Raw genomic sequence first — 16,029 nt, forward strand, 5'->3', positions numbered from 1 at the left:
AAAAGGCGGGATCTTACATGCAAACTCAGGGAAAAATCACCGAATTCAGAGGTGAACACTACTTTTTGAGCAACTTCTTCTCCGCACCGGTCGTGTTCGAAGGCATCCGGTACGAAAACAACGAAGCTGCCTTCCAGGCACAGAAACAGCCTGAACGGGCAAGCGAGTTCTCTTCCCTTCCACCGAACGAAGCAAAGCGGCTCGGCCGCCGCGTGAAACTGCGCCCAGATTGGGAAGTCGTGAAACAGGACGTCATGCTGGGTGTTGTCCGCGCGAAGTTCACACAGAACGCGAAGCTGCGCGAGAAGCTGATTCAGACGGGCGATGCCGAATTGATCGAGGGTAACACCTGGGGTGACACCTACTGGGGCGTCTGCCGTGGAACGGGCAGAAATGAACTGGGCAAGATTCTGATGATGGTCAGAGATGACTTGAAGAAATGCAATGATGCTGAAACTAGAATTGGTGGGGTTAAGTTATGACTCTATTTGACCAACAATGGGTCTATTATCTACCAATCTCCATTTTGTTTTTAGTAGGTCTTCTCATGGTCGTGTTTGCACGCATCAAACACAAACGTGACGAATGGAGTCAAATTAATGGGCTCATCGTCATGTTTATGGCGTTAACACTAGCAATATCTGTTCATGGTGAATTTCAGAAAACCACAAAAGCCGTGACGGACCAAACGCAAAAAGAAAAAGTTGAAAAGACGGAATCGAACAGAAGATTGGGACTAATAGCTGACGAGCTAGGCGTAAGCGAATCAAATGTCATTGTGTATGAAGCAGAACAAGGACTACTCAAGGCAGTGACAAATCGCGGAAGCTACTTAGTTGAGTTTGACGATCCTTATGAAACCATCTTAAAGATTATTAAAATCCAAAATTAGAATCTAAGCCGATTTCCGAACCTAGATTCTCTGAGAAATTGCAAAGGGGGAGCGAGCCCGCATGCCAACACCTGTAAAAATCGGAGTCAAAACCGGCATCAATGGCGCCCTGTTTGATTTCAGCGGCATGAAAGACCCAGATACCTTTATCAAAGACGGCTATCAGCTGCAGGCGGCGTCCACAAACGGGCGAAATCATGTGACATCATACATCGCCAGACTTAAAAACAAACGCGTATATGGCTTTTATGACTACCAAAAAGGCCAATACGCCGAAGAAACCATCTGCTAAACAAACCCCCAAAAAAGGAGCCATGATAACCATGACTATGACAATGACCAAAAACCAACTGATCGATAAAGCCGAAAGACTGCGCCAGGAGCTCAATAAAACCAAAGAAGAAATCCGTCGCGTCGAGGATTTGGAAAGACCGTATGTCGCCGCGATCTCGTCCTACAGCGGAGGAGGAGAATCCAGATTTGAGACCGAGGAGCTGGCAAGGAAGAAATTCACGGACTATTGCATGAAGGACTATTACAAAAACGGACTCACGTATGGCGTTTTCCTTTACAAGCTAAACGAAGACGGCACGAAAACCCTGCTTGAGAATCATCCGATGGGTCGCAAAGACTTCTTCCCGTATCAATTCGACCAAGAGGACGAAGGCGGCCAGGAAGCAGGCTGATCCCGACTGTTCCAAACGAGAAAGGAGCGTGGCAGCATGCCGAACATCATTGTCACAAAAGGCAACGCGGACACGCCCCCGAGGTTTTGGGCGCGGGCAATCTGTGAAAAGCACGAACTGACAGAAGACCTGATAAAAGACGGTTGGATAGAGACATCCAGCCGTCTTTTTTTATCCGAAGCCCAGCTCGCCCGCCTGGGTGAACCAGAAGGAGGCGAATGACACATGACATCCATTAACCAGCCGCTCGCCACCCGCATGCGTCCGGCATCTCTCTTAGAAATCGCCGGACAGGAGCACCTGATCGGAGACGGGCAGATCCTGACCCGCATCGTGAAGACCGGACGGCTCAGCTCGATCATCCTGTATGGTCCGCCAGGGATCGGCAAGACGAGCATCGCGCATGCCCTGTCAAATGACCTCGGCATCCCGTTCGGGTATTTCAACGCAGGGGTTCACGCCAAGAAGGACTTGCAGGTAATCGCACAAGGCGGTACGGCAGAACGCCCCGTGATTGCCTTGATTGATGAAGTCCACAGACTCGATAAGACCAAACAGGACTATCTGCTGATGCAGCTGGAAGAGGGCTCTCTGATTATGGTCGGAGCAACGACCGAAAACCCGTACATGAGCATTAACCCGGCCCTGCGCTCGCGGAGCCACATCTTTGAACTGAAACCCGTCCCGCCGGAAAAAACCGCCAAGAGGCTCCGTGCGGCCCTTACAGACCGTGAACGGGGGCTTGGAGACATTCAATCAGACGTTCCGGACGACGTGCTGCTCTTTATCGCCCAGCAATCAAACGGCGACATACGCACCGCCCTGAACACATTGGAGCTCGCTGTGATGTCGACGGAGCCAGGTGACGACGAAACCCGCACCGTTTCACGGGAAACGGTCAGCAGCTGTCTGCAGCAACGTCAGATCGGCGGGGATAAGGACGGAGATTCGCATTATAATCTTTTGTCTGCTCTCCAAAAATCCATACGCGGTTCCGATGCCGATGCCGCCCTGCACTATCTCGCGCGGCTGATACAAGCCGGTGACTTGATAAGCATCAACCGCAGGCTGCTTGTGATTGCCTACGAGGACATCAGTCTCGCAAACCCAGAGCTCGGAGCGGAAGCCCTTGCCGCGATCACGGTCGCAGAACGCGTCGGATTCCCGGAAGCCCGTATCCCGCTCGCCCAGATCACGGTAAGGCTCGCACTCAGCCCGAAATCAAACGTCGCGTATAAGGCGCTGGATAGGGCCACTGAGGCGCTTGCAACAGGGCGAGACCTTTCGGTACCGGATCATCTGAAAGACGCGCATTACAAGGGTGCAGCCTCTCTCGGACGCGGTGTTGGATACAAGTATCCGCACGATTATCCTTACGGGATCACAGAACAGCAATACCTGCCCGATGAATACAGGAACGATCACTATCTTCTGTTCCGTGACGGGCTGGATACAGAGAACGTTCAGAATACCTATCAGTCCATTAACAATGCCGTAAAACCGAAGTGAAAAATCCTGTGTTGATGAGAGATTAGAACACAGAACACCTATAAAATTCGCGATTGAAAGAATGAAAGATTGGAAGATTCGCAGATTTTGATTTTGGAAGGGAGCTGCGGCGTGAGCCGTAAGCAACTGGGGCGAATCACGCCACGGATTGGTTATCCGTAGGCTTCCTCCTGCCTATCGCGTTACGGCATATGATTTCGCCACTCCGGCCGTCGGAGGGCGATAGGGGCGGACAGGAGCAAAACAAAAACGTCCGGGCTGCCTACCAGTCCGGACAGCATGCCAAACAAAGCGGTGGCGGAATAGGTAAACGCAGATAAGCCCATTACGCAGTCAAAGGGAGCAGGCCACAGCGCCAAACCACAAAGGCTGCATGCAGGGTGCAAATCCCTGCCCGCTTTGGTTTTTTTATTACGAAAACGAGGAGATCGCATGTTACCTAAAATCGGAGTGTCTATTGAGTTGAAAAATGGAACGCAGGTCACAGTTATCCAGCAAAATCCCAACGGATACGACCCGGAAAAACCGCAGGAATTTGTCGGCGAGGACGCCGACGGAGAGCGGCACATCCTTCAATCGAAGGATTTACACCCGAGATATTTCAAATAATCTGTGACGGAAAAAGGATGTGAAAGGCCATGACCTACGAAGAAAAAGCCACACAGTACGCCGAAACGTACGGCATCGTGGAATTTGAGGTTAAGGGAAATCGCATGACCTATACCGAGAGATTCCCGCTTGAGAATGCCGTCTATGCGGCAAGCGTGAACCTTGAAACCATGACAGAAACAAGAACGGCCCTTTAAGCCGGAAAAGGAGTGTTGAGATTGTCTGAGTTTCACCAGACGTACATGGGAAAAGCGTTTTATGAACACCACGTACCGAAAATCGCTCAAAGTCTTGAAATCATGGCCCGTGAGCAGCAAAAAGCAAACGAACTCAAAGAGCGTGAGCTCGGTATGGGAGCCGGTGCAGCTGCTCGGGAAATCCAGTCGATGATGACGCTGTCAACTGCTCACGTCAAAGCTGAAACCGCTGATCTACTGCAGGAAGCGAGCCATAACGGACTCTTTGTTGAAAACATCTCGGTCTATGAAAAAGGGGAATTCGGCTATTTTATCTATCTTGACCCTGAAACGATCGCCCACTCGCTCCCGGAGGACTTAAAGCAGGTGCTCGAACATGCGAGACGCCATCATTGCGAAGTCCTTGTGCTGGACCGCGACGGCCCGGTCGAAGAAGAACTGGAGCAATACAGCTGGTAGGCTTGCGGGTTCAGGCAAACTGCGCCTTGTAAGCCTGCCAGATTCATCGTTTTGATAATTTATATCAAACTCATATTCTCTTTCATGAATATAAACATTGAGTGACAGACGCTTAATGAAAAATCCAACCCACACACAGGTGTCTATATCGGACATAAGGTTTTTAATTTTGTGTGGGTTGGTGCAGGTGTACGACCCAGAGGCACTGCAGGTGCGGCTCCTCTTATGGCCGTCGGGAGAGATCGCCTCGGGCTAAAGGCCAATCGCCAAGCTCAGGAAGCATCCAGAGGATCATCCCAGCCATCGTGGATTTAGATCATGTCTCAGGACCAGCTCAAGCAATCACCAAGGTCCAGAGGCAACGCGGTGTTCAAGATTACAACTCCAGTTTCAGGATCCTGGTAACGACGGGGACATGAGTCCCTGGAGTCAGATCCAGAGGAGAGCCGCTCGCATCTCTCAAATCGAGCGCAGCTGGAGCTGATCTACATCACGATCTTCGAAGAACCAGCAGTGGCAGCAGGCAGGTTAACGCCAAATCATGAATGTCTTAGGGCCCTAACACGGGTTCCGAGGACACGGAAAACGATGAACGAACCGGTAAAAACAAATCCTTAACCCGAGAGGAGAATGGCAAATGATCGAAATCTGCAAAACATGCGGAAACGGCGTTGCTGATTATGAAGACGGATGCCAGGTATGAGGGGCAAAGAATGATAAACCGTCCGGCACCCCGCTCACCGACATCATCGCTATCGTTGGAAAGAAATTCTCGATGGATGTTTCTGAATCTGTGATTTTGCAGATTCAGATTTTGAGTGAAAAACGGGTGCGAGGCCAATTCATCAGCACGGATGATGGAACGAAAGACCCCGCGTTTGTGACAGATCTCTACATCAATCACGACGAGACCGAGGGTCACACTGATTACTGTTTTTCTGCGCCTTTCGGGATTTCGCACTTTTTCCTGTTCCAATTTGCTGAAACTAAAAAGAGGTGAACGATTAGATGGAACAAATCCCTGAAATCAACATCGGTGACTGGGTCGTCTTAACAGAGGACGGCCTGTGGGCGATGGACAGCTATACGTTTCAAAACCAAGAAGGATGCCATCGAAGAAGTATCCGCAGCGACGCTGGATACAAGAACAACGCCTAAAGTCAAACGTCTGTCTATGGGGTACTACTTGTATTTCCCAAAAGATGTGGACACGGGCACGTTCGGAGAATCATACGGCATCCGGAGAGTGACGGACGAAAACATCGAATACATCCGCACGATTCTGCAAGAACAATGGGAAAGTGATCCGTTAAACCGTTGACCTCCCCAATTCTATAGCCCTCTGAGGAGATATTTTCGCTGGTATCTCCAGCCTAATTATTTGTGCATTCCCCCAGAATGATAAAAGGTTGGCGAGCAGTACCCAATGGGTGATGGGAGTGACGACTCCCTGTCTGCTTAGAGGGCTATAGGTAAACAATTTGATGATAGGAGGAAACACAGATGAAAAACATCGTCATAATCATGGACGGCGGCATCATCCAAAACATATTGACAGAGGACGAAACCATTGAAATAACGGTCGTCGATTACGACACAGAAGGTGCTGACTCAGACGAGATCACCAGCATCAATGGGAATGATGCGTGCGTTTTAGGGCCGACCACAGAAGTCAATCCCGAGGAAATTAAAAGCATCCTCCAAACCATTAAGGGTGGCGCCGATGAGGGAGAGTATTTAGATGATAAAGACCTTTGATGGGATACCCGTTCTAATTCCTAACAAAATCACCAGCAGTAACGAAGAAGAACAGTATTATATCAGCTACAATCCCTCAATAAGAGATTACGGAGTGGACACAACGGCGTTAGTTATCACCATAGGCGATAATGAAAGACAGGTATTTTATATACTAAAGGGCAATCATTCAGCGCAATATGAAGACTGCAAAGACCTAAAAGAATGCATTCATTATTTTGTTAGCAATAAAGAGCTGATGCATAAATTCAGCGATGCGTTCGAGCATCAGTCCTTTATAAACGAATAAACCATTTATCGAAATCCCGAGACGAGGTGAACCCATGAATCCGACACACCCCTATTCCCTGCCGCTCGTTCAGGAAGGACAGAATCTTCTCCACATCGCGGATGACCGCCTGATCCGCAGGTTCAAAATCAAGAGCAAGGGCAAAATGAGGGACGTCAACGACCCCGTCCCTGAGCTAAAATCCGTGCTGAAAGAGTGGAACACGACCATCACTGATTATTATGTAGAACAGCTGCAGCTGAACGGAGTGAATCACATTGCCCATGCATACCTGCCGAACAAATCGATCCAAACGAACGCACAGGCGCACCTTCACTCCCCTGTGATCCAGTTCGATTTTAAAGGGTTTTATGACTCCTGCCGGTTCGAGTATTTCAAAGAGGCGCTGAAAGCCCTTGATCCATCGCTTTGCGATCAGAACGAGCATCTGGTACAAAGGCTCCTGATCGACCCGAATACGGGAGGGGTCACACAAGGGTTGCCTGTCTCAGGAGCCCTTGCCGGTCTTTCGCTCATCCCGTTCTGGGTGGAGCTTGCTGAAAACCTGCCTGCGAACATTCGGTTCACCCAGTATTCGGACGACCTCACGTTCAGCTACACGGGCCGGGAGCCCGGCGTGTTTAACGTCCCGGCGCTCACGCAGAAAATCTATGAAGCGCTGGCGAAAAAAGGGCTTGATTTCAAACTCAACACCGACAAAACGCGCACGCAGAAGGCTCAATACCGGAAAGTGACGGGAATCCGCATCAATCACCATAACCAGACGACCCCGTCCCGGGAAGACTACCGGTTTCTGCGACACGCTTTATACATCCTATCCAAATCAGATGACTTGGATAAAGAACTCAAAGCCTGGGGCTTCGCGTCAAAAGCGGCTTTCGTCGGCAAGGTGAGCTACATGCGCTCGATTGATTCCACCGGAAAGATTGACCGAATCATTATGAAATACCGCGCCGCCTGCCGGAAGCACAGCGTCTTTACCACCTGGATTGACCAAGCCTATAAGAAAAGCGCTTTTGCTTAAAAATCAGCCGCGACACCTGCCATGCAGGTGTCGCTCTCTTTTTTTGTTCCAAAAAGCGACGGACGGGGTAGCAGCGCGTGCTGAACCAGACGTCTGAGTGCACGCGATCCGTCGCCTATCAACTGCAAGAAATCTAAAACAGAAACCGAAAGAAGGAATGAACCAATGGGAAAACCAACGGTTGCCGTACAGGCTACTTCGAGCATGAACTATTTCTTTCTCAAGACCGTCACCGGCAAAATCAATCACGACATTATTAACGAAGAACTGGGGTCATACATCGAAACGATCGCTGACGGCTATCACATGATTGATGAAGCCATGCGCGCGAAAATCATGAAAGAAATCAAAGACGGGGAGTATTTTGCAGACCTTCCACTTGAAGAGGTCGAGCAGGAATTCATCCAAACAATTAAACGGCTGACCGGAGAGGCATATCCAGGCGTTGCCCACTTTTATACCAATCTGGTAGGGACGGCGCGAATCCAATAACAAGGAGAGTGACCAGCATGATGCAGCTTGAACACCCCGCTATTCAAAAAATGAACCGGGACGGCCATCTTGCCGCCCGTGAAGAAGAGATGATTGCCGGGACATGCCCGTGCGGCGAGGCTTTGAACTACGGGAGAACGGTCGTTGAGTTCCAGGATGAACTATTCTGTGACGATGACTGCCTCACCGAAGCCATTTGTGGCAATCCGACCCGGTACGGCGTGGAAAAACGGAGGTTATCGTGAGCAAAAACCCGATTGAATCAAAGATCGAAACCTACCTGAAAAACCAAATCAAAGCCGTTGGGGGACTCTGTTACAAATTTAAAAGCACCGTCAACGGTGTACCGGATCAACTGGTGATCTTTGACGGGCGCATGCACCTTGTCGAAGTGAAGCGTCCCGGTGAAAAACCGCGCGCCAACCAGGTTCATGTTCATAAACAGATTCAAAATCAGCGGGTACCGGTACACACCGTCGATACGGAAGAAGCCGTGGACCTCTTCGTGAAAGAGGTGCTGGACGCCAGGCCGCCAGAGTCCACCAAAAAAACGGCCGACCACTCCATCCGGCGCTTCGCGCTCACGGATGAGCCAGAAAGAAGGTGGCACACATGAATCAGGAGCATAATCCATCCCATGAAGAAAAACAGGACTTCTTCCGGGGAATGACGTGGGCGACAGCGCTCAGCATTCCACTTTGGATGTCCGTAATCGGAACCATCAAACTCATATTCTAAAGGAGCATGACACATGACAGCAAAAACCGGCATTGGCCATTACAAATCAGGGGAAGCCTTTGAAGGGTTCCTGCTTATCAAAAACGCCACAAAAGGCACGGCAAGCAACGGAGGATCATTCCTTACCCTCCAGCTCGGCGATCAGACCGGAAGCCTGGATGCGAAGTTCTGGAACGCCACGGATGAAGATGCGGCGCGCTACGCAAGCGGAACCGTAGTCGAAGTGACAGCAAACACAATTGAATACCGCGGCACCCTCCAATTGCAGCTACAACAGATCCAAATCACAGAGGCCGCCAGAGCATTCACCGCGCACGACTTTATGGAGAAGGCCCCCATCAGCAAAGAAGAACTGCGGGAAGAGATCGACCAGACCATTTTTGAAATGGAAAACCCGGCCATACGGGGCATCGTCCGCTCTTTTATCGAACGCTACAACGAGGAATTTTTCTTCTATCCGGCAGCGGCCACAATTCATCATGCGTTTATCTCAGGTCTCGCCTATCACACCGTGACGATGCTTCGCATCGCCAAATCCCTTTGTGCGATCTATCCGGACTTGAACCGGGACCTTCTGTATGCAGGGGTCATCCTTCACGACATCGGGAAGATCCATGAGTTTATAAGCGAATCGGATACCGCTCGCTCCAGAAACGGAAACCTGCTCGGACATATCCCGATTATGACCGCTGAAATCAGAGAAGTAGCAAACGACCTGGCGCTTGGAAAAGACAATGAAGAAGTCGCCCTCCTGCAACATATGGTTCTCTCCCATCATGGAAAACCGGAATGGGGGAGCGCCCGTACGCCGTTAATTCAAGAAGCAGAGCTTCTTCATATGATCGATAACATCGATGCCAAAATGAATACGATCTCAAGAGTGCTTGGCAAGACGGACGCCGGGAAATTCACCGAGAAGATGTTCTCTCTCGATAACCGCTCGTTCTACAAACCGCTGATATAATCAGCGGTTTTTCTTGTGCCCTTTTTTTCATCAGAAAGGAGGCTTCGGCCTATGATTGACAACCACTATCCGTTTAATCTCATCCGGGCAATCCACGGAGAGGACAAAGAAAACGACACGCCAATCGAGACCATCTATATCAAGGGGCTCTATGAGCAGCTCCTGACGCTAAGCGAGGAGGAACGAACGCTTTTAACCCTGCGCTTCAGAGACAACCTGACGCTCAAAGCGTGCGGCGAGCGATACGGAAAGACCTACTACTGGGCAGGCCCGATTATCAAACGAGCCCTTCGGAAGATGCGCCACCGTTCACGATCCCTCCACTATCAGGGCGTCTCGACATATGAGCTAAGACGGGCGCAAATCGAAAACGAGAAGCTCGCCCGGGAGAATCAGCAGCTGCGCGAAGCACTGCAAGCGGTTGACGATTCACACGTCGACCCTCACGCGGTGATTCTGCTTGCTCACTTTGTCACGCCCGAGCACGTGGCGGCCCCAATCGGTGAGCTGAACCTAAACGTTCGAGCGTACAACGCCCTTGCCCGCGCCGGAATTCTGACAGTGAAAGACCTTATCAGCGTCCCCGAAGAAACGCTGATTCATATGCGGAACATCGGGGAGAAAACGGTGCATGAAATCAAGGCGAAAATCAGGGCCTATATCCTGCTTCCAGACTCAGCGGATGAAAAGGAGGATGCATCATGAAGGCAACGCTCTATGATTACCAGCGATTCTGCGCGGAATTCATCAAACACGTGCCGAGATGCGGCCTGTTCCTGGATATGGGCCTCGGAAAGACGTTGATTACCCTGACCGCCTTCGTGGAGCTTGCCCAGGCCAACAAGCTGCACGGGCACATCTTAATCATCGCCCCGCTCAGGATTGCCGTGAACACATGGCCCGATGAAATCACCAAATGGGACCACACGAACCACGGAACGTTCACCGTGCTTGCTGGAATGACCAAAAAGAAACGGGATGCCGCGCTCGACCGGGTCGAGACCGATCCGCCAACGATCTACATCATCAACCGGGAGCTCGTTCCGAAACTCGTCGACCGCTTCCCCGATCAGAAATGGCCGTTTTTAAACGTCGTGATCGACGAAGCCCAGAGCTTCAAAGGATACGGTACGCAAGGATTCAAAGCCCTGAAATCGATCGCACCATACACGCACCGGTGGATCGAGCTGACCGGAACTCCATCCCCGAACGGGCTTATGGACATCTGGTCGCTCGTTTACCTGCTGGACGGAGGCCAAAGGCTCGGACACACCATCACCGAGTACCGCAACCGCCACTTTGTACCGGGAAGGCGGACACCAGAGGGTTATCCGTATGAGTGGCTATTAATCGACGGTCACGAACAGTTCATCCACCACGCCGTCAAGGACGTGGCCATCAGCATGATGAAAAAGGATTACCTGAACCTCCCCGCCGTCACACACAACCCGATCGAGCTTGAGATGACCAAGGGCGAGCGTGAGATTTACAACAGGCTTAAAAAAGACAAAGTCCTCCCGCTCACTGACGGCGACGCCATCGAAGCGGCAAACGCCGCGGTGCTCTCAGGTGCGCTCCTGCAGCTTTCAAACGGTGCGATTTACGCGGACGAAGAGAAAAAAGAGATCATCGAGCTGCATGACCACAAGCTCCGGGCACTCGAAGAGATTGTGGACGGCTCGAACGGTCAGCCGATCTTGTGCTTTTACTGGTACCGGCATGACCGAATCCGGCTCCAGAAGCATTTTCCTGACGCCGAAGTGTTCACCGGAAACCCCGAGCAGCTAAAACGCTGGAACAACAAGGAGATTCCGCTCCTCTTCGCACAACCGGCGAGCGCGGGACACGGCCTGAACTTTCAGTACGGTTGCCACATCATGGTGTTCTTTGTGGTGCCGACCTCGCTTGAATTGTACCAGCAGTCGATCGGACGGCTTGACCGGAACGGGCAAACCCAGCCGGTCATCGTTCACTATCTCAAAATGCGCGGAACGGTCGAAGACCGGATCATCGCATCACTCATGGACAAAAAAGACATTCAGCAAGCCCTGATTGACGCCGTAAAAGCCGAGGTCGGGAGCCTGCAGCCTGTGCCGTAAGAAAGGAGGCGCTTTCCCTGTCGACCTTTACTATTTTAGCGGCGATCTACATCGTAATTGGAATCGCTGTCTTCCTTCGAAGCATTAAAAACGATCACTCCGGGAGCTGGATGCTGTTCCTGCCCTGGATCGTCCCGATGATTGTGCTCGGATACCCGTATTTCTTGCTCGAAAAGCTGTTCGCGACAAAGACATAACATGCACACGACTATAAAAAGGGGGACTCTTTCCATGAAGAACGTAATCGAAGAATACCTGGACGCCTATATCACAGCCAACAATCTGAAATTAACGGACGAACAGTACCAGCGCGCCTACAACGGCGTGGAATTCTGGCTGACGACAAACCTGCCGGACGCCGCGAGCGACTCGGTCACAAACGTTATTTGATGTGAAACGCAGGAAGGGTGGCGAAAAGCCCCCTTCCTCATTCTTAAAAAAGGAGAATGAAACGATGGACGACGTATACAAAGAGGTTCATGAAAGCTATGGCATGCTTCGGATCAGCCGGTCATCCGGACACGACAAAATCCTGTTCGGCAGCAGCATCCCGCACCACAACACCATTCTGCTTTCGATTCATCCCGGTGTGATTGAGCGGGGCCTGAATCATGACCACTATTATTCCAGGCAGAAACCCTATATCGAAATCGAGATGTCACAATCCCAGTTTGCCGAAGCCATCACCAGCATGAACATGGGCTCGGGCGTCCCTGTCACGATTCGTGAAAAGGACGGGCAAATCATGGATAACCCGGATTATATCAACAAACGCATGCAGTTCGAACAGGAATTCAAGCAAAAAATGCAAACGATGGAAGCCCGCATCAGCCGGTTGACAGAGAGCACTGAAGAGATGCTCGCGAACAAAAAATCCCTGACCAAAAGCGACCGAAATGCCATCTTGAACGAACTGAACGCCCTGAAACGAGAGCTCGCTTCCAATATCCCATTCATCGCCACCTCATTTGGCGAACAAATGGATAAGACCGCACAAGAAGCAAAAGCCGAGGTTGAGGCGTTCACGATCAACAAACTGAATCAGCTGGGGATGGAGAAACTTGATGAATTACGCAACCGGGGCGAACTTCCCGGAACCTCACGCATCCATCAAATTGAACAGGAGTGAAACCCATGAATTCATCCAAAAGAACCTTTATTAACCTCACAAAACGCGACATCGGCCTTGTTCTAGGCATCGGTACCCTGGCCGCCATCTTAAACGTTTATCCGTATCCGCTTGTTGTAGCGGCAGCTGCCGCAATCGCCGTCCTGCTTCTGCGTTTCAGTGAAGCACCAGAGGTCGAACAGAATGAAAATCAGGCGCCGGACGACCGGACGATTGAAAAACGAAGCGCCGAGGAGATTATCACGGAAAAATTAAAGAGCGGCTCCATCGAGAAAGCAATTGACGAGCGCTTTGACAAGATGATTCACGGCATCGTCGATGACTTGTTTGGAGATTACGGGGATGTGTCACGCAGGATCAAGGACAAATTAAAAGAAACCATGAATCCGTATATCGAAAAGTATGATTTCAGCGAACACGCCGTGAAGCTCGAACACCTACTGAATGAAATCGCCGTAAATCTAACAAAAGAACAGAATGCGCTCATTCAAAACTTGCGAGGCATGATGGGAACGGAACCGCTCAAAGAAATCAAAACGAGCGAGCTGTTTGACGCCTATACGAAATACCTTGGCGAGAACATCGAGACGGACTCCCTTGAAATCGACTATGATGATGAGCCTACGTACCGGAACCTCACAGCTGAGATGCAATGCGAGGACAAAGAGACCTACAGCAAGGACAGTGAGAAAAAGATATTCACGCTCACCTGTGAAGAAGACAAGCGAATGGCGCTCCGAGTGGTCATCCGCCGCTGGACGGACATGACGGATAAGTCGTGGACAATCGAGAGCATCGAACGGATCAACGGCAAAAGCCTGCTCAGGAAACAATTAGACGATGCGAAAGACCTGACCACGCTTGAAACACCTGTCATGAACCTCCGTGAGCTGAACGGTTTTGAGGTGTACTTGCTCAAGCTGTATTACGACCGCGCTGCATTTGTGCTCGATGAAACCGACATCTTAGATGAGGACGTTGAGGTCGAGGCGAAACCGGAGTGTTATTTCGAATAAGAAAAAAACCATCTGAGTCACTCAGATGGTTTTTACGGCTGTTCCGTGTCAGACGGGAACAGGAGGATCATCCCGGCCGGGATCCGGTCGGCATCGTGAATGCCGTTCAGCTCAACAAGCTGTCCGAGAGGAACACCGAACGTGCGGCTCAACTGAATCAGGGTGTCCCCCTCTTCGGCCACATAATACATGAAATCCTTGCTGTTCAGGTCTTCGATGAGCTTCAAACGCTTCGAACCGTCAATCTGTCCCGGATACAGGCGTTCCGCTTCGGCATACGCCTCTTCAAGCGTCATCCGGAGGGATGTCTTTTTCTCTTTGGCTTGCTGCCCGGCCGCTTGACTCAATGCATCGATGAAGGCATCAAACTCGGCCTCGTCCATGCTCTTGATCTGGTCGACGACATCCACTTTTGCGGGAGCCTCCGGTGCGGACTCCAATGAGCTGTTTTTGCCTGTGATTTTTTCCACAAACAGCTTGAATTCCGCATCGCTCATCTGCTTGAGCGAGCGAAGCGCGTCCTCCCTGCTCATATTCGGGTCACGAAGTGCTGCAGCAAGATCCGGAACTTCCTGCTTCACGGAAACGTCAGCTGTGCGCTCAGCTCGAATCGAAGCGGCTTTCGCGGCGATGATGTTGCCGCGCATGTCGGATGAAAAAAAGAATGCAAGGAACAAAAGAGACCCGACGGCTGCCGCCATGCAACAAATAGCGAGCATCCGGTTGCTCAAAGACTCTACCTGTTCTTCGATTGAACCCGCTTCCTGCTTATGCTGGTTCGGTTTTGAGCCTTTTCGGCTTGCGGTATTGGTTTTTCCTGACCTTTTCAGATTCATCGTACCACCCCTCTCTCTATTTCCATTATAAGGGAATTCAGGTGAGTGAACAACATAAAAACAAAAGAAAATAATTAGCATATCGCTGAACAGAGAGGTGTTTTATATTCATGTCATTTGCATATGTGAACAATCCGGCCTTTCACACCGAGAACGAAGAATTGAAAAGCATCTACAACAAGTGGCGCCAGCGTCAATTTGGGAAACGCATCCCGGTGCACGTCTTTGGTTCGGGGTCCGAAGGGAACTCGGTCTATCTCAAACCGTACCGCACCCTGATTGATCTCGGACTCACATACAAAGCCTATCAGGAATACAGCTCGACGTTCTTTTTGGATGTGGACTACATCGTCCTCACACATCATCACGGCGATCACTTGAATCCATCGACGCTTGTGAGGGTGCTCAAGAATCATCCGCATATCCGCATTCTCCTTACGGACTTTATGTGGAACATGATTGTGTCAGATGCCTTTAAACCTGAATACGAAAAGCGAAAAAAAGGAGAACCTGTCCCGTTCGGTCATGATCCGGTGTTTAAAACCGATGCGAGCGGCCGACGCATCAAGAAACCGGCCAAGTGGGCACCGGAATTCGAGAAGCACCGCTCGAAATTCCGCACAGCAGAGCCCGAGACGCTGAGAACCCATGATGGGAAGTCGTTTCTGTTCGAGCCGCTCACCGTCAAACACGGGGACATCGTAAACATCGCCGTACAGATCAGCGATCCGACCCTTGAATTCGAATTCTTGTATGCCTCAGACCTCGACAATCTAGGCGGTGAGCGGGCCTTCACGGATTGCCACGGGAATATCCAACATGTGACGGGGCTCAGTCAGACCCGGCGCTACACCTGCATGTTCCTGGAAGCCAACTACGACGAGGCGATTCTGCAGAAATGGTACGGCGCCCTGAACGAAAACGACCCTGACTATCACGGAAAGAAGGCGCGGGCGGACGGGAATCTGAGGCATATTTCCGAGCAAGAAGCGAGCGCATATATCGAAAAACACTTAGACGAGAACGGACTGTTTGTGCCGCTCCACGCGTCCAAGACATTCGGGACACTCCATCAAAGCTAAAAGCATTCAAAAAAAGCAAGATTCGCTTCCGTACAAAATCCTGCAACGGTGAGAACACAACCCTGCCTTTCAAAAAGGCCGGGTTGTCTTCGGGGCGAAAAGTGTTCTTTTCGCCTACATAAAATTTGAGAAAGAGTGCACCCGCGATGATGTAAAAACCTGTAAAAAATTACTTTAAAACGTTGAGTGTAGAGCGTTTTTAACGTATAATTAAGGTTGTAAACATTTTCCATTATTAAGGGCTAAACGC

General features: G+C 50.7%; 26 protein-coding genes. 25 read left to right on the plus strand and 1 reads right to left on the minus strand.

Annotated elements, in window-relative coordinates:
* Positions 1–17: 17 nt before the first annotated feature.
* From RKD52_RS21820 to RKD52_RS21935, 24 genes are all read left to right on the plus strand, one after another.
* Positions 18–482 (plus strand): NADAR family protein, encoded by a 465-nt coding sequence (locus RKD52_RS21820; protein WP_454101493.1) that lies wholly within the window; start codon positions 18–20, stop codon positions 480–482.
* Positions 479–892: a hypothetical protein gene (locus tag RKD52_RS21825; protein ID WP_454101494.1), complete on the plus strand. Its 414-nt coding sequence runs from the start codon at positions 479–481 to the stop codon at positions 890–892. Before RKD52_RS21820 ends, RKD52_RS21825 begins: the two co-directional genes overlap by 4 nt.
* Positions 893–953: 61 nt before the next feature.
* The gene (locus tag RKD52_RS21830) at positions 954–1,184 is read left to right on the plus strand and encodes a hypothetical protein (RefSeq protein ID WP_454101495.1); all 231 of its coding nucleotides are present in this window, start codon (positions 954–956) and stop codon (positions 1,182–1,184) included.
* A gap of 31 nt (positions 1,185–1,215) precedes the next feature.
* Positions 1,216–1,578 (plus strand): hypothetical protein, encoded by a 363-nt coding sequence (locus RKD52_RS21835; RefSeq protein ID WP_454101496.1) that lies wholly within the window; start codon positions 1,216–1,218, stop codon positions 1,576–1,578.
* Between the two features lie 36 nt (positions 1,579–1,614).
* Positions 1,615–1,800, plus strand: a complete 186-nt coding sequence (locus RKD52_RS21840) for a hypothetical protein (protein WP_454101497.1) — start codon at positions 1,615–1,617, stop codon at positions 1,798–1,800.
* 12 nt (positions 1,801–1,812) lie between these two features.
* On the plus strand, positions 1,813–3,087 hold the full coding sequence (locus RKD52_RS21845; RefSeq protein WP_454101590.1) for a replication-associated recombination protein A: 1,275 nt from the start codon (positions 1,813–1,815) through the stop codon (positions 3,085–3,087).
* Positions 3,088–3,519: 432 nt separating this feature from the next.
* Positions 3,520–3,696, plus strand: a complete 177-nt coding sequence (locus RKD52_RS21850) for a hypothetical protein (RefSeq protein WP_454101498.1) — start codon at positions 3,520–3,522, stop codon at positions 3,694–3,696.
* 29 nt (positions 3,697–3,725) lie between these two features.
* The gene (locus RKD52_RS21855; protein ID WP_454101499.1) at positions 3,726–3,893 is read left to right on the plus strand and encodes a hypothetical protein; all 168 of its coding nucleotides are present in this window, start codon (positions 3,726–3,728) and stop codon (positions 3,891–3,893) included.
* A 21-nt stretch (positions 3,894–3,914) separates the two neighbouring features.
* Positions 3,915–4,352, plus strand: a complete 438-nt coding sequence (locus RKD52_RS21860) for a DUF5983 family protein (protein ID WP_454101500.1) — start codon at positions 3,915–3,917, stop codon at positions 4,350–4,352.
* 1,008 nt (positions 4,353–5,360) lie between these two features.
* Positions 5,361–5,510, plus strand: a complete 150-nt coding sequence (locus RKD52_RS21865) for a hypothetical protein (RefSeq protein ID WP_454101501.1) — start codon at positions 5,361–5,363, stop codon at positions 5,508–5,510.
* A gap of 28 nt (positions 5,511–5,538) precedes the next feature.
* Positions 5,539–5,673, plus strand: coding sequence for a hypothetical protein (locus RKD52_RS21870; RefSeq protein WP_454101502.1), 135 nt, complete (start codon positions 5,539–5,541; stop codon positions 5,671–5,673).
* A gap of 182 nt (positions 5,674–5,855) precedes the next feature.
* Positions 5,856–6,110: a hypothetical protein gene (locus RKD52_RS21875; RefSeq protein WP_454101503.1), complete on the plus strand. Its 255-nt coding sequence runs from the start codon at positions 5,856–5,858 to the stop codon at positions 6,108–6,110.
* On the plus strand, positions 6,094–6,399 hold the full coding sequence (locus RKD52_RS21880) for a hypothetical protein (protein WP_454101504.1): 306 nt from the start codon (positions 6,094–6,096) through the stop codon (positions 6,397–6,399). Before RKD52_RS21875 ends, RKD52_RS21880 begins: the two co-directional genes overlap by 17 nt.
* 34 nt (positions 6,400–6,433) lie before the next feature.
* A complete protein-coding gene (locus RKD52_RS21885; RefSeq protein ID WP_454101505.1) occupies positions 6,434–7,423 on the plus strand; it encodes a reverse transcriptase domain-containing protein in 990 nt (329 codons plus the stop codon).
* A 165-nt stretch (positions 7,424–7,588) separates the two neighbouring features.
* The gene (locus tag RKD52_RS21890; RefSeq protein ID WP_454101506.1) at positions 7,589–7,915 is read left to right on the plus strand and encodes a hypothetical protein; all 327 of its coding nucleotides are present in this window, start codon (positions 7,589–7,591) and stop codon (positions 7,913–7,915) included.
* Positions 7,916–7,932: 17 nt separating this feature from the next.
* A complete protein-coding gene (locus RKD52_RS21895; RefSeq protein WP_454101507.1) occupies positions 7,933–8,160 on the plus strand; it encodes a hypothetical protein in 228 nt (75 codons plus the stop codon).
* Positions 8,157–8,531, plus strand: coding sequence for a VRR-NUC domain-containing protein (locus RKD52_RS21900; protein ID WP_454101508.1), 375 nt, complete (start codon positions 8,157–8,159; stop codon positions 8,529–8,531). The genes RKD52_RS21895 and RKD52_RS21900 overlap by 4 nt, the downstream gene beginning before the upstream one ends.
* Entirely contained in the window at positions 8,528–8,653 is a 126-nt protein-coding gene (locus tag RKD52_RS21905; RefSeq protein WP_454101509.1) for a hypothetical protein, read from the plus strand. The genes RKD52_RS21900 and RKD52_RS21905 overlap by 4 nt, the downstream gene beginning before the upstream one ends.
* Positions 8,654–8,666: 13 nt before the next feature.
* On the plus strand, positions 8,667–9,617 hold the full coding sequence (locus RKD52_RS21910; RefSeq protein WP_454101510.1) for an HD domain-containing protein: 951 nt from the start codon (positions 8,667–8,669) through the stop codon (positions 9,615–9,617).
* Between the two features lie 51 nt (positions 9,618–9,668).
* Positions 9,669–10,322 (plus strand): DNA-directed RNA polymerase subunit alpha C-terminal domain-containing protein, encoded by a 654-nt coding sequence (locus RKD52_RS21915; RefSeq protein ID WP_454101511.1) that lies wholly within the window; start codon positions 9,669–9,671, stop codon positions 10,320–10,322.
* On the plus strand, positions 10,319–11,716 hold the full coding sequence (locus RKD52_RS21920) for an SNF2-related protein (RefSeq protein ID WP_454101512.1): 1,398 nt from the start codon (positions 10,319–10,321) through the stop codon (positions 11,714–11,716). Before RKD52_RS21915 ends, RKD52_RS21920 begins: the two co-directional genes overlap by 4 nt.
* 231 nt (positions 11,717–11,947) lie before the next feature.
* Positions 11,948–12,106, plus strand: a complete 159-nt coding sequence (locus tag RKD52_RS21925) for a hypothetical protein (RefSeq protein ID WP_454101513.1) — start codon at positions 11,948–11,950, stop codon at positions 12,104–12,106.
* A gap of 64 nt (positions 12,107–12,170) precedes the next feature.
* Complete coding sequence (locus RKD52_RS21930) at positions 12,171–12,845, plus strand: hypothetical protein (RefSeq protein ID WP_454101514.1); 675 nt, start codon at positions 12,171–12,173, stop codon at positions 12,843–12,845.
* Positions 12,846–12,850: 5 nt separating this feature from the next.
* A complete protein-coding gene (locus RKD52_RS21935; protein ID WP_454101515.1) occupies positions 12,851–13,861 on the plus strand; it encodes a hypothetical protein in 1,011 nt (336 codons plus the stop codon).
* Positions 13,862–13,893: 32 nt separating this feature from the next.
* Here RKD52_RS21935 and RKD52_RS21940 read toward each other — a convergent pair whose 3' ends face one another.
* On the minus strand, positions 13,894–14,697 hold the full coding sequence (locus RKD52_RS21940; protein WP_454101516.1) for a LysM peptidoglycan-binding domain-containing protein: 804 nt from the start codon (positions 14,695–14,697) through the stop codon (positions 13,894–13,896).
* A gap of 110 nt (positions 14,698–14,807) precedes the next feature.
* Between RKD52_RS21940 and RKD52_RS21945 the strand changes: the two genes are divergently transcribed.
* Positions 14,808–15,779 (plus strand): MBL fold metallo-hydrolase, encoded by a 972-nt coding sequence (locus RKD52_RS21945; protein ID WP_454101517.1) that lies wholly within the window; start codon positions 14,808–14,810, stop codon positions 15,777–15,779.
* Positions 15,780–16,029: the final 250 nt, after the last annotated feature.

This window comes from Metabacillus sp. SLBN-84, assembly GCF_053629595.1.

Excerpts from the sequence above, each read along its gene's own strand:
- RKD52_RS21940 (WP_454101516.1), bottom strand. The coding sequence starts at position 14,697 with ATGAATCTGAAAAGGTCAGGAAAAACCAATACCGCAAGCCGAAAAGGC.
- RKD52_RS21825 (WP_454101494.1), top strand. The coding sequence starts at position 479 with ATGACTCTATTTGACCAACAATGGGTCTATTATCTACCAATCTCCATT.
- RKD52_RS21875 (WP_454101503.1), top strand. The coding sequence starts at position 5,856 with ATGAAAAACATCGTCATAATCATGGACGGCGGCATCATCCAAAACATA.
- RKD52_RS21885 (WP_454101505.1), top strand. The coding sequence starts at position 6,434 with ATGAATCCGACACACCCCTATTCCCTGCCGCTCGTTCAGGAAGGACAG.
- RKD52_RS21865 (WP_454101501.1), top strand. The coding sequence starts at position 5,361 with ATGGAACAAATCCCTGAAATCAACATCGGTGACTGGGTCGTCTTAACA.
- RKD52_RS21935 (WP_454101515.1), top strand. The coding sequence starts at position 12,851 with ATGAATTCATCCAAAAGAACCTTTATTAACCTCACAAAACGCGACATC.
- RKD52_RS21835 (WP_454101496.1), top strand. The coding sequence starts at position 1,216 with ATGACTATGACAATGACCAAAAACCAACTGATCGATAAAGCCGAAAGA.
- RKD52_RS21850 (WP_454101498.1), top strand. The coding sequence starts at position 3,520 with ATGTTACCTAAAATCGGAGTGTCTATTGAGTTGAAAAATGGAACGCAG.
- RKD52_RS21880 (WP_454101504.1), top strand. The coding sequence starts at position 6,094 with ATGATAAAGACCTTTGATGGGATACCCGTTCTAATTCCTAACAAAATC.
- RKD52_RS21945 (WP_454101517.1), top strand. The coding sequence starts at position 14,808 with ATGTCATTTGCATATGTGAACAATCCGGCCTTTCACACCGAGAACGAA.
- RKD52_RS21925 (WP_454101513.1), top strand. The coding sequence starts at position 11,948 with ATGAAGAACGTAATCGAAGAATACCTGGACGCCTATATCACAGCCAAC.
- RKD52_RS21895 (WP_454101507.1), top strand. The coding sequence starts at position 7,933 with ATGATGCAGCTTGAACACCCCGCTATTCAAAAAATGAACCGGGACGGC.
- RKD52_RS21830 (WP_454101495.1), top strand. The coding sequence starts at position 954 with ATGCCAACACCTGTAAAAATCGGAGTCAAAACCGGCATCAATGGCGCC.
- RKD52_RS21855 (WP_454101499.1), top strand. The coding sequence starts at position 3,726 with ATGACCTACGAAGAAAAAGCCACACAGTACGCCGAAACGTACGGCATC.
- RKD52_RS21840 (WP_454101497.1), top strand. The coding sequence starts at position 1,615 with ATGCCGAACATCATTGTCACAAAAGGCAACGCGGACACGCCCCCGAGG.
- RKD52_RS21905 (WP_454101509.1), top strand. The coding sequence starts at position 8,528 with ATGAATCAGGAGCATAATCCATCCCATGAAGAAAAACAGGACTTCTTC.
- RKD52_RS21915 (WP_454101511.1), top strand. The coding sequence starts at position 9,669 with ATGATTGACAACCACTATCCGTTTAATCTCATCCGGGCAATCCACGGA.
- RKD52_RS21820 (WP_454101493.1), top strand. The coding sequence starts at position 18 with ATGCAAACTCAGGGAAAAATCACCGAATTCAGAGGTGAACACTACTTT.
- RKD52_RS21920 (WP_454101512.1), top strand. The coding sequence starts at position 10,319 with ATGAAGGCAACGCTCTATGATTACCAGCGATTCTGCGCGGAATTCATC.
- RKD52_RS21890 (WP_454101506.1), top strand. The coding sequence starts at position 7,589 with ATGGGAAAACCAACGGTTGCCGTACAGGCTACTTCGAGCATGAACTAT.
- RKD52_RS21930 (WP_454101514.1), top strand. The coding sequence starts at position 12,171 with ATGGACGACGTATACAAAGAGGTTCATGAAAGCTATGGCATGCTTCGG.
- RKD52_RS21910 (WP_454101510.1), top strand. The coding sequence starts at position 8,667 with ATGACAGCAAAAACCGGCATTGGCCATTACAAATCAGGGGAAGCCTTT.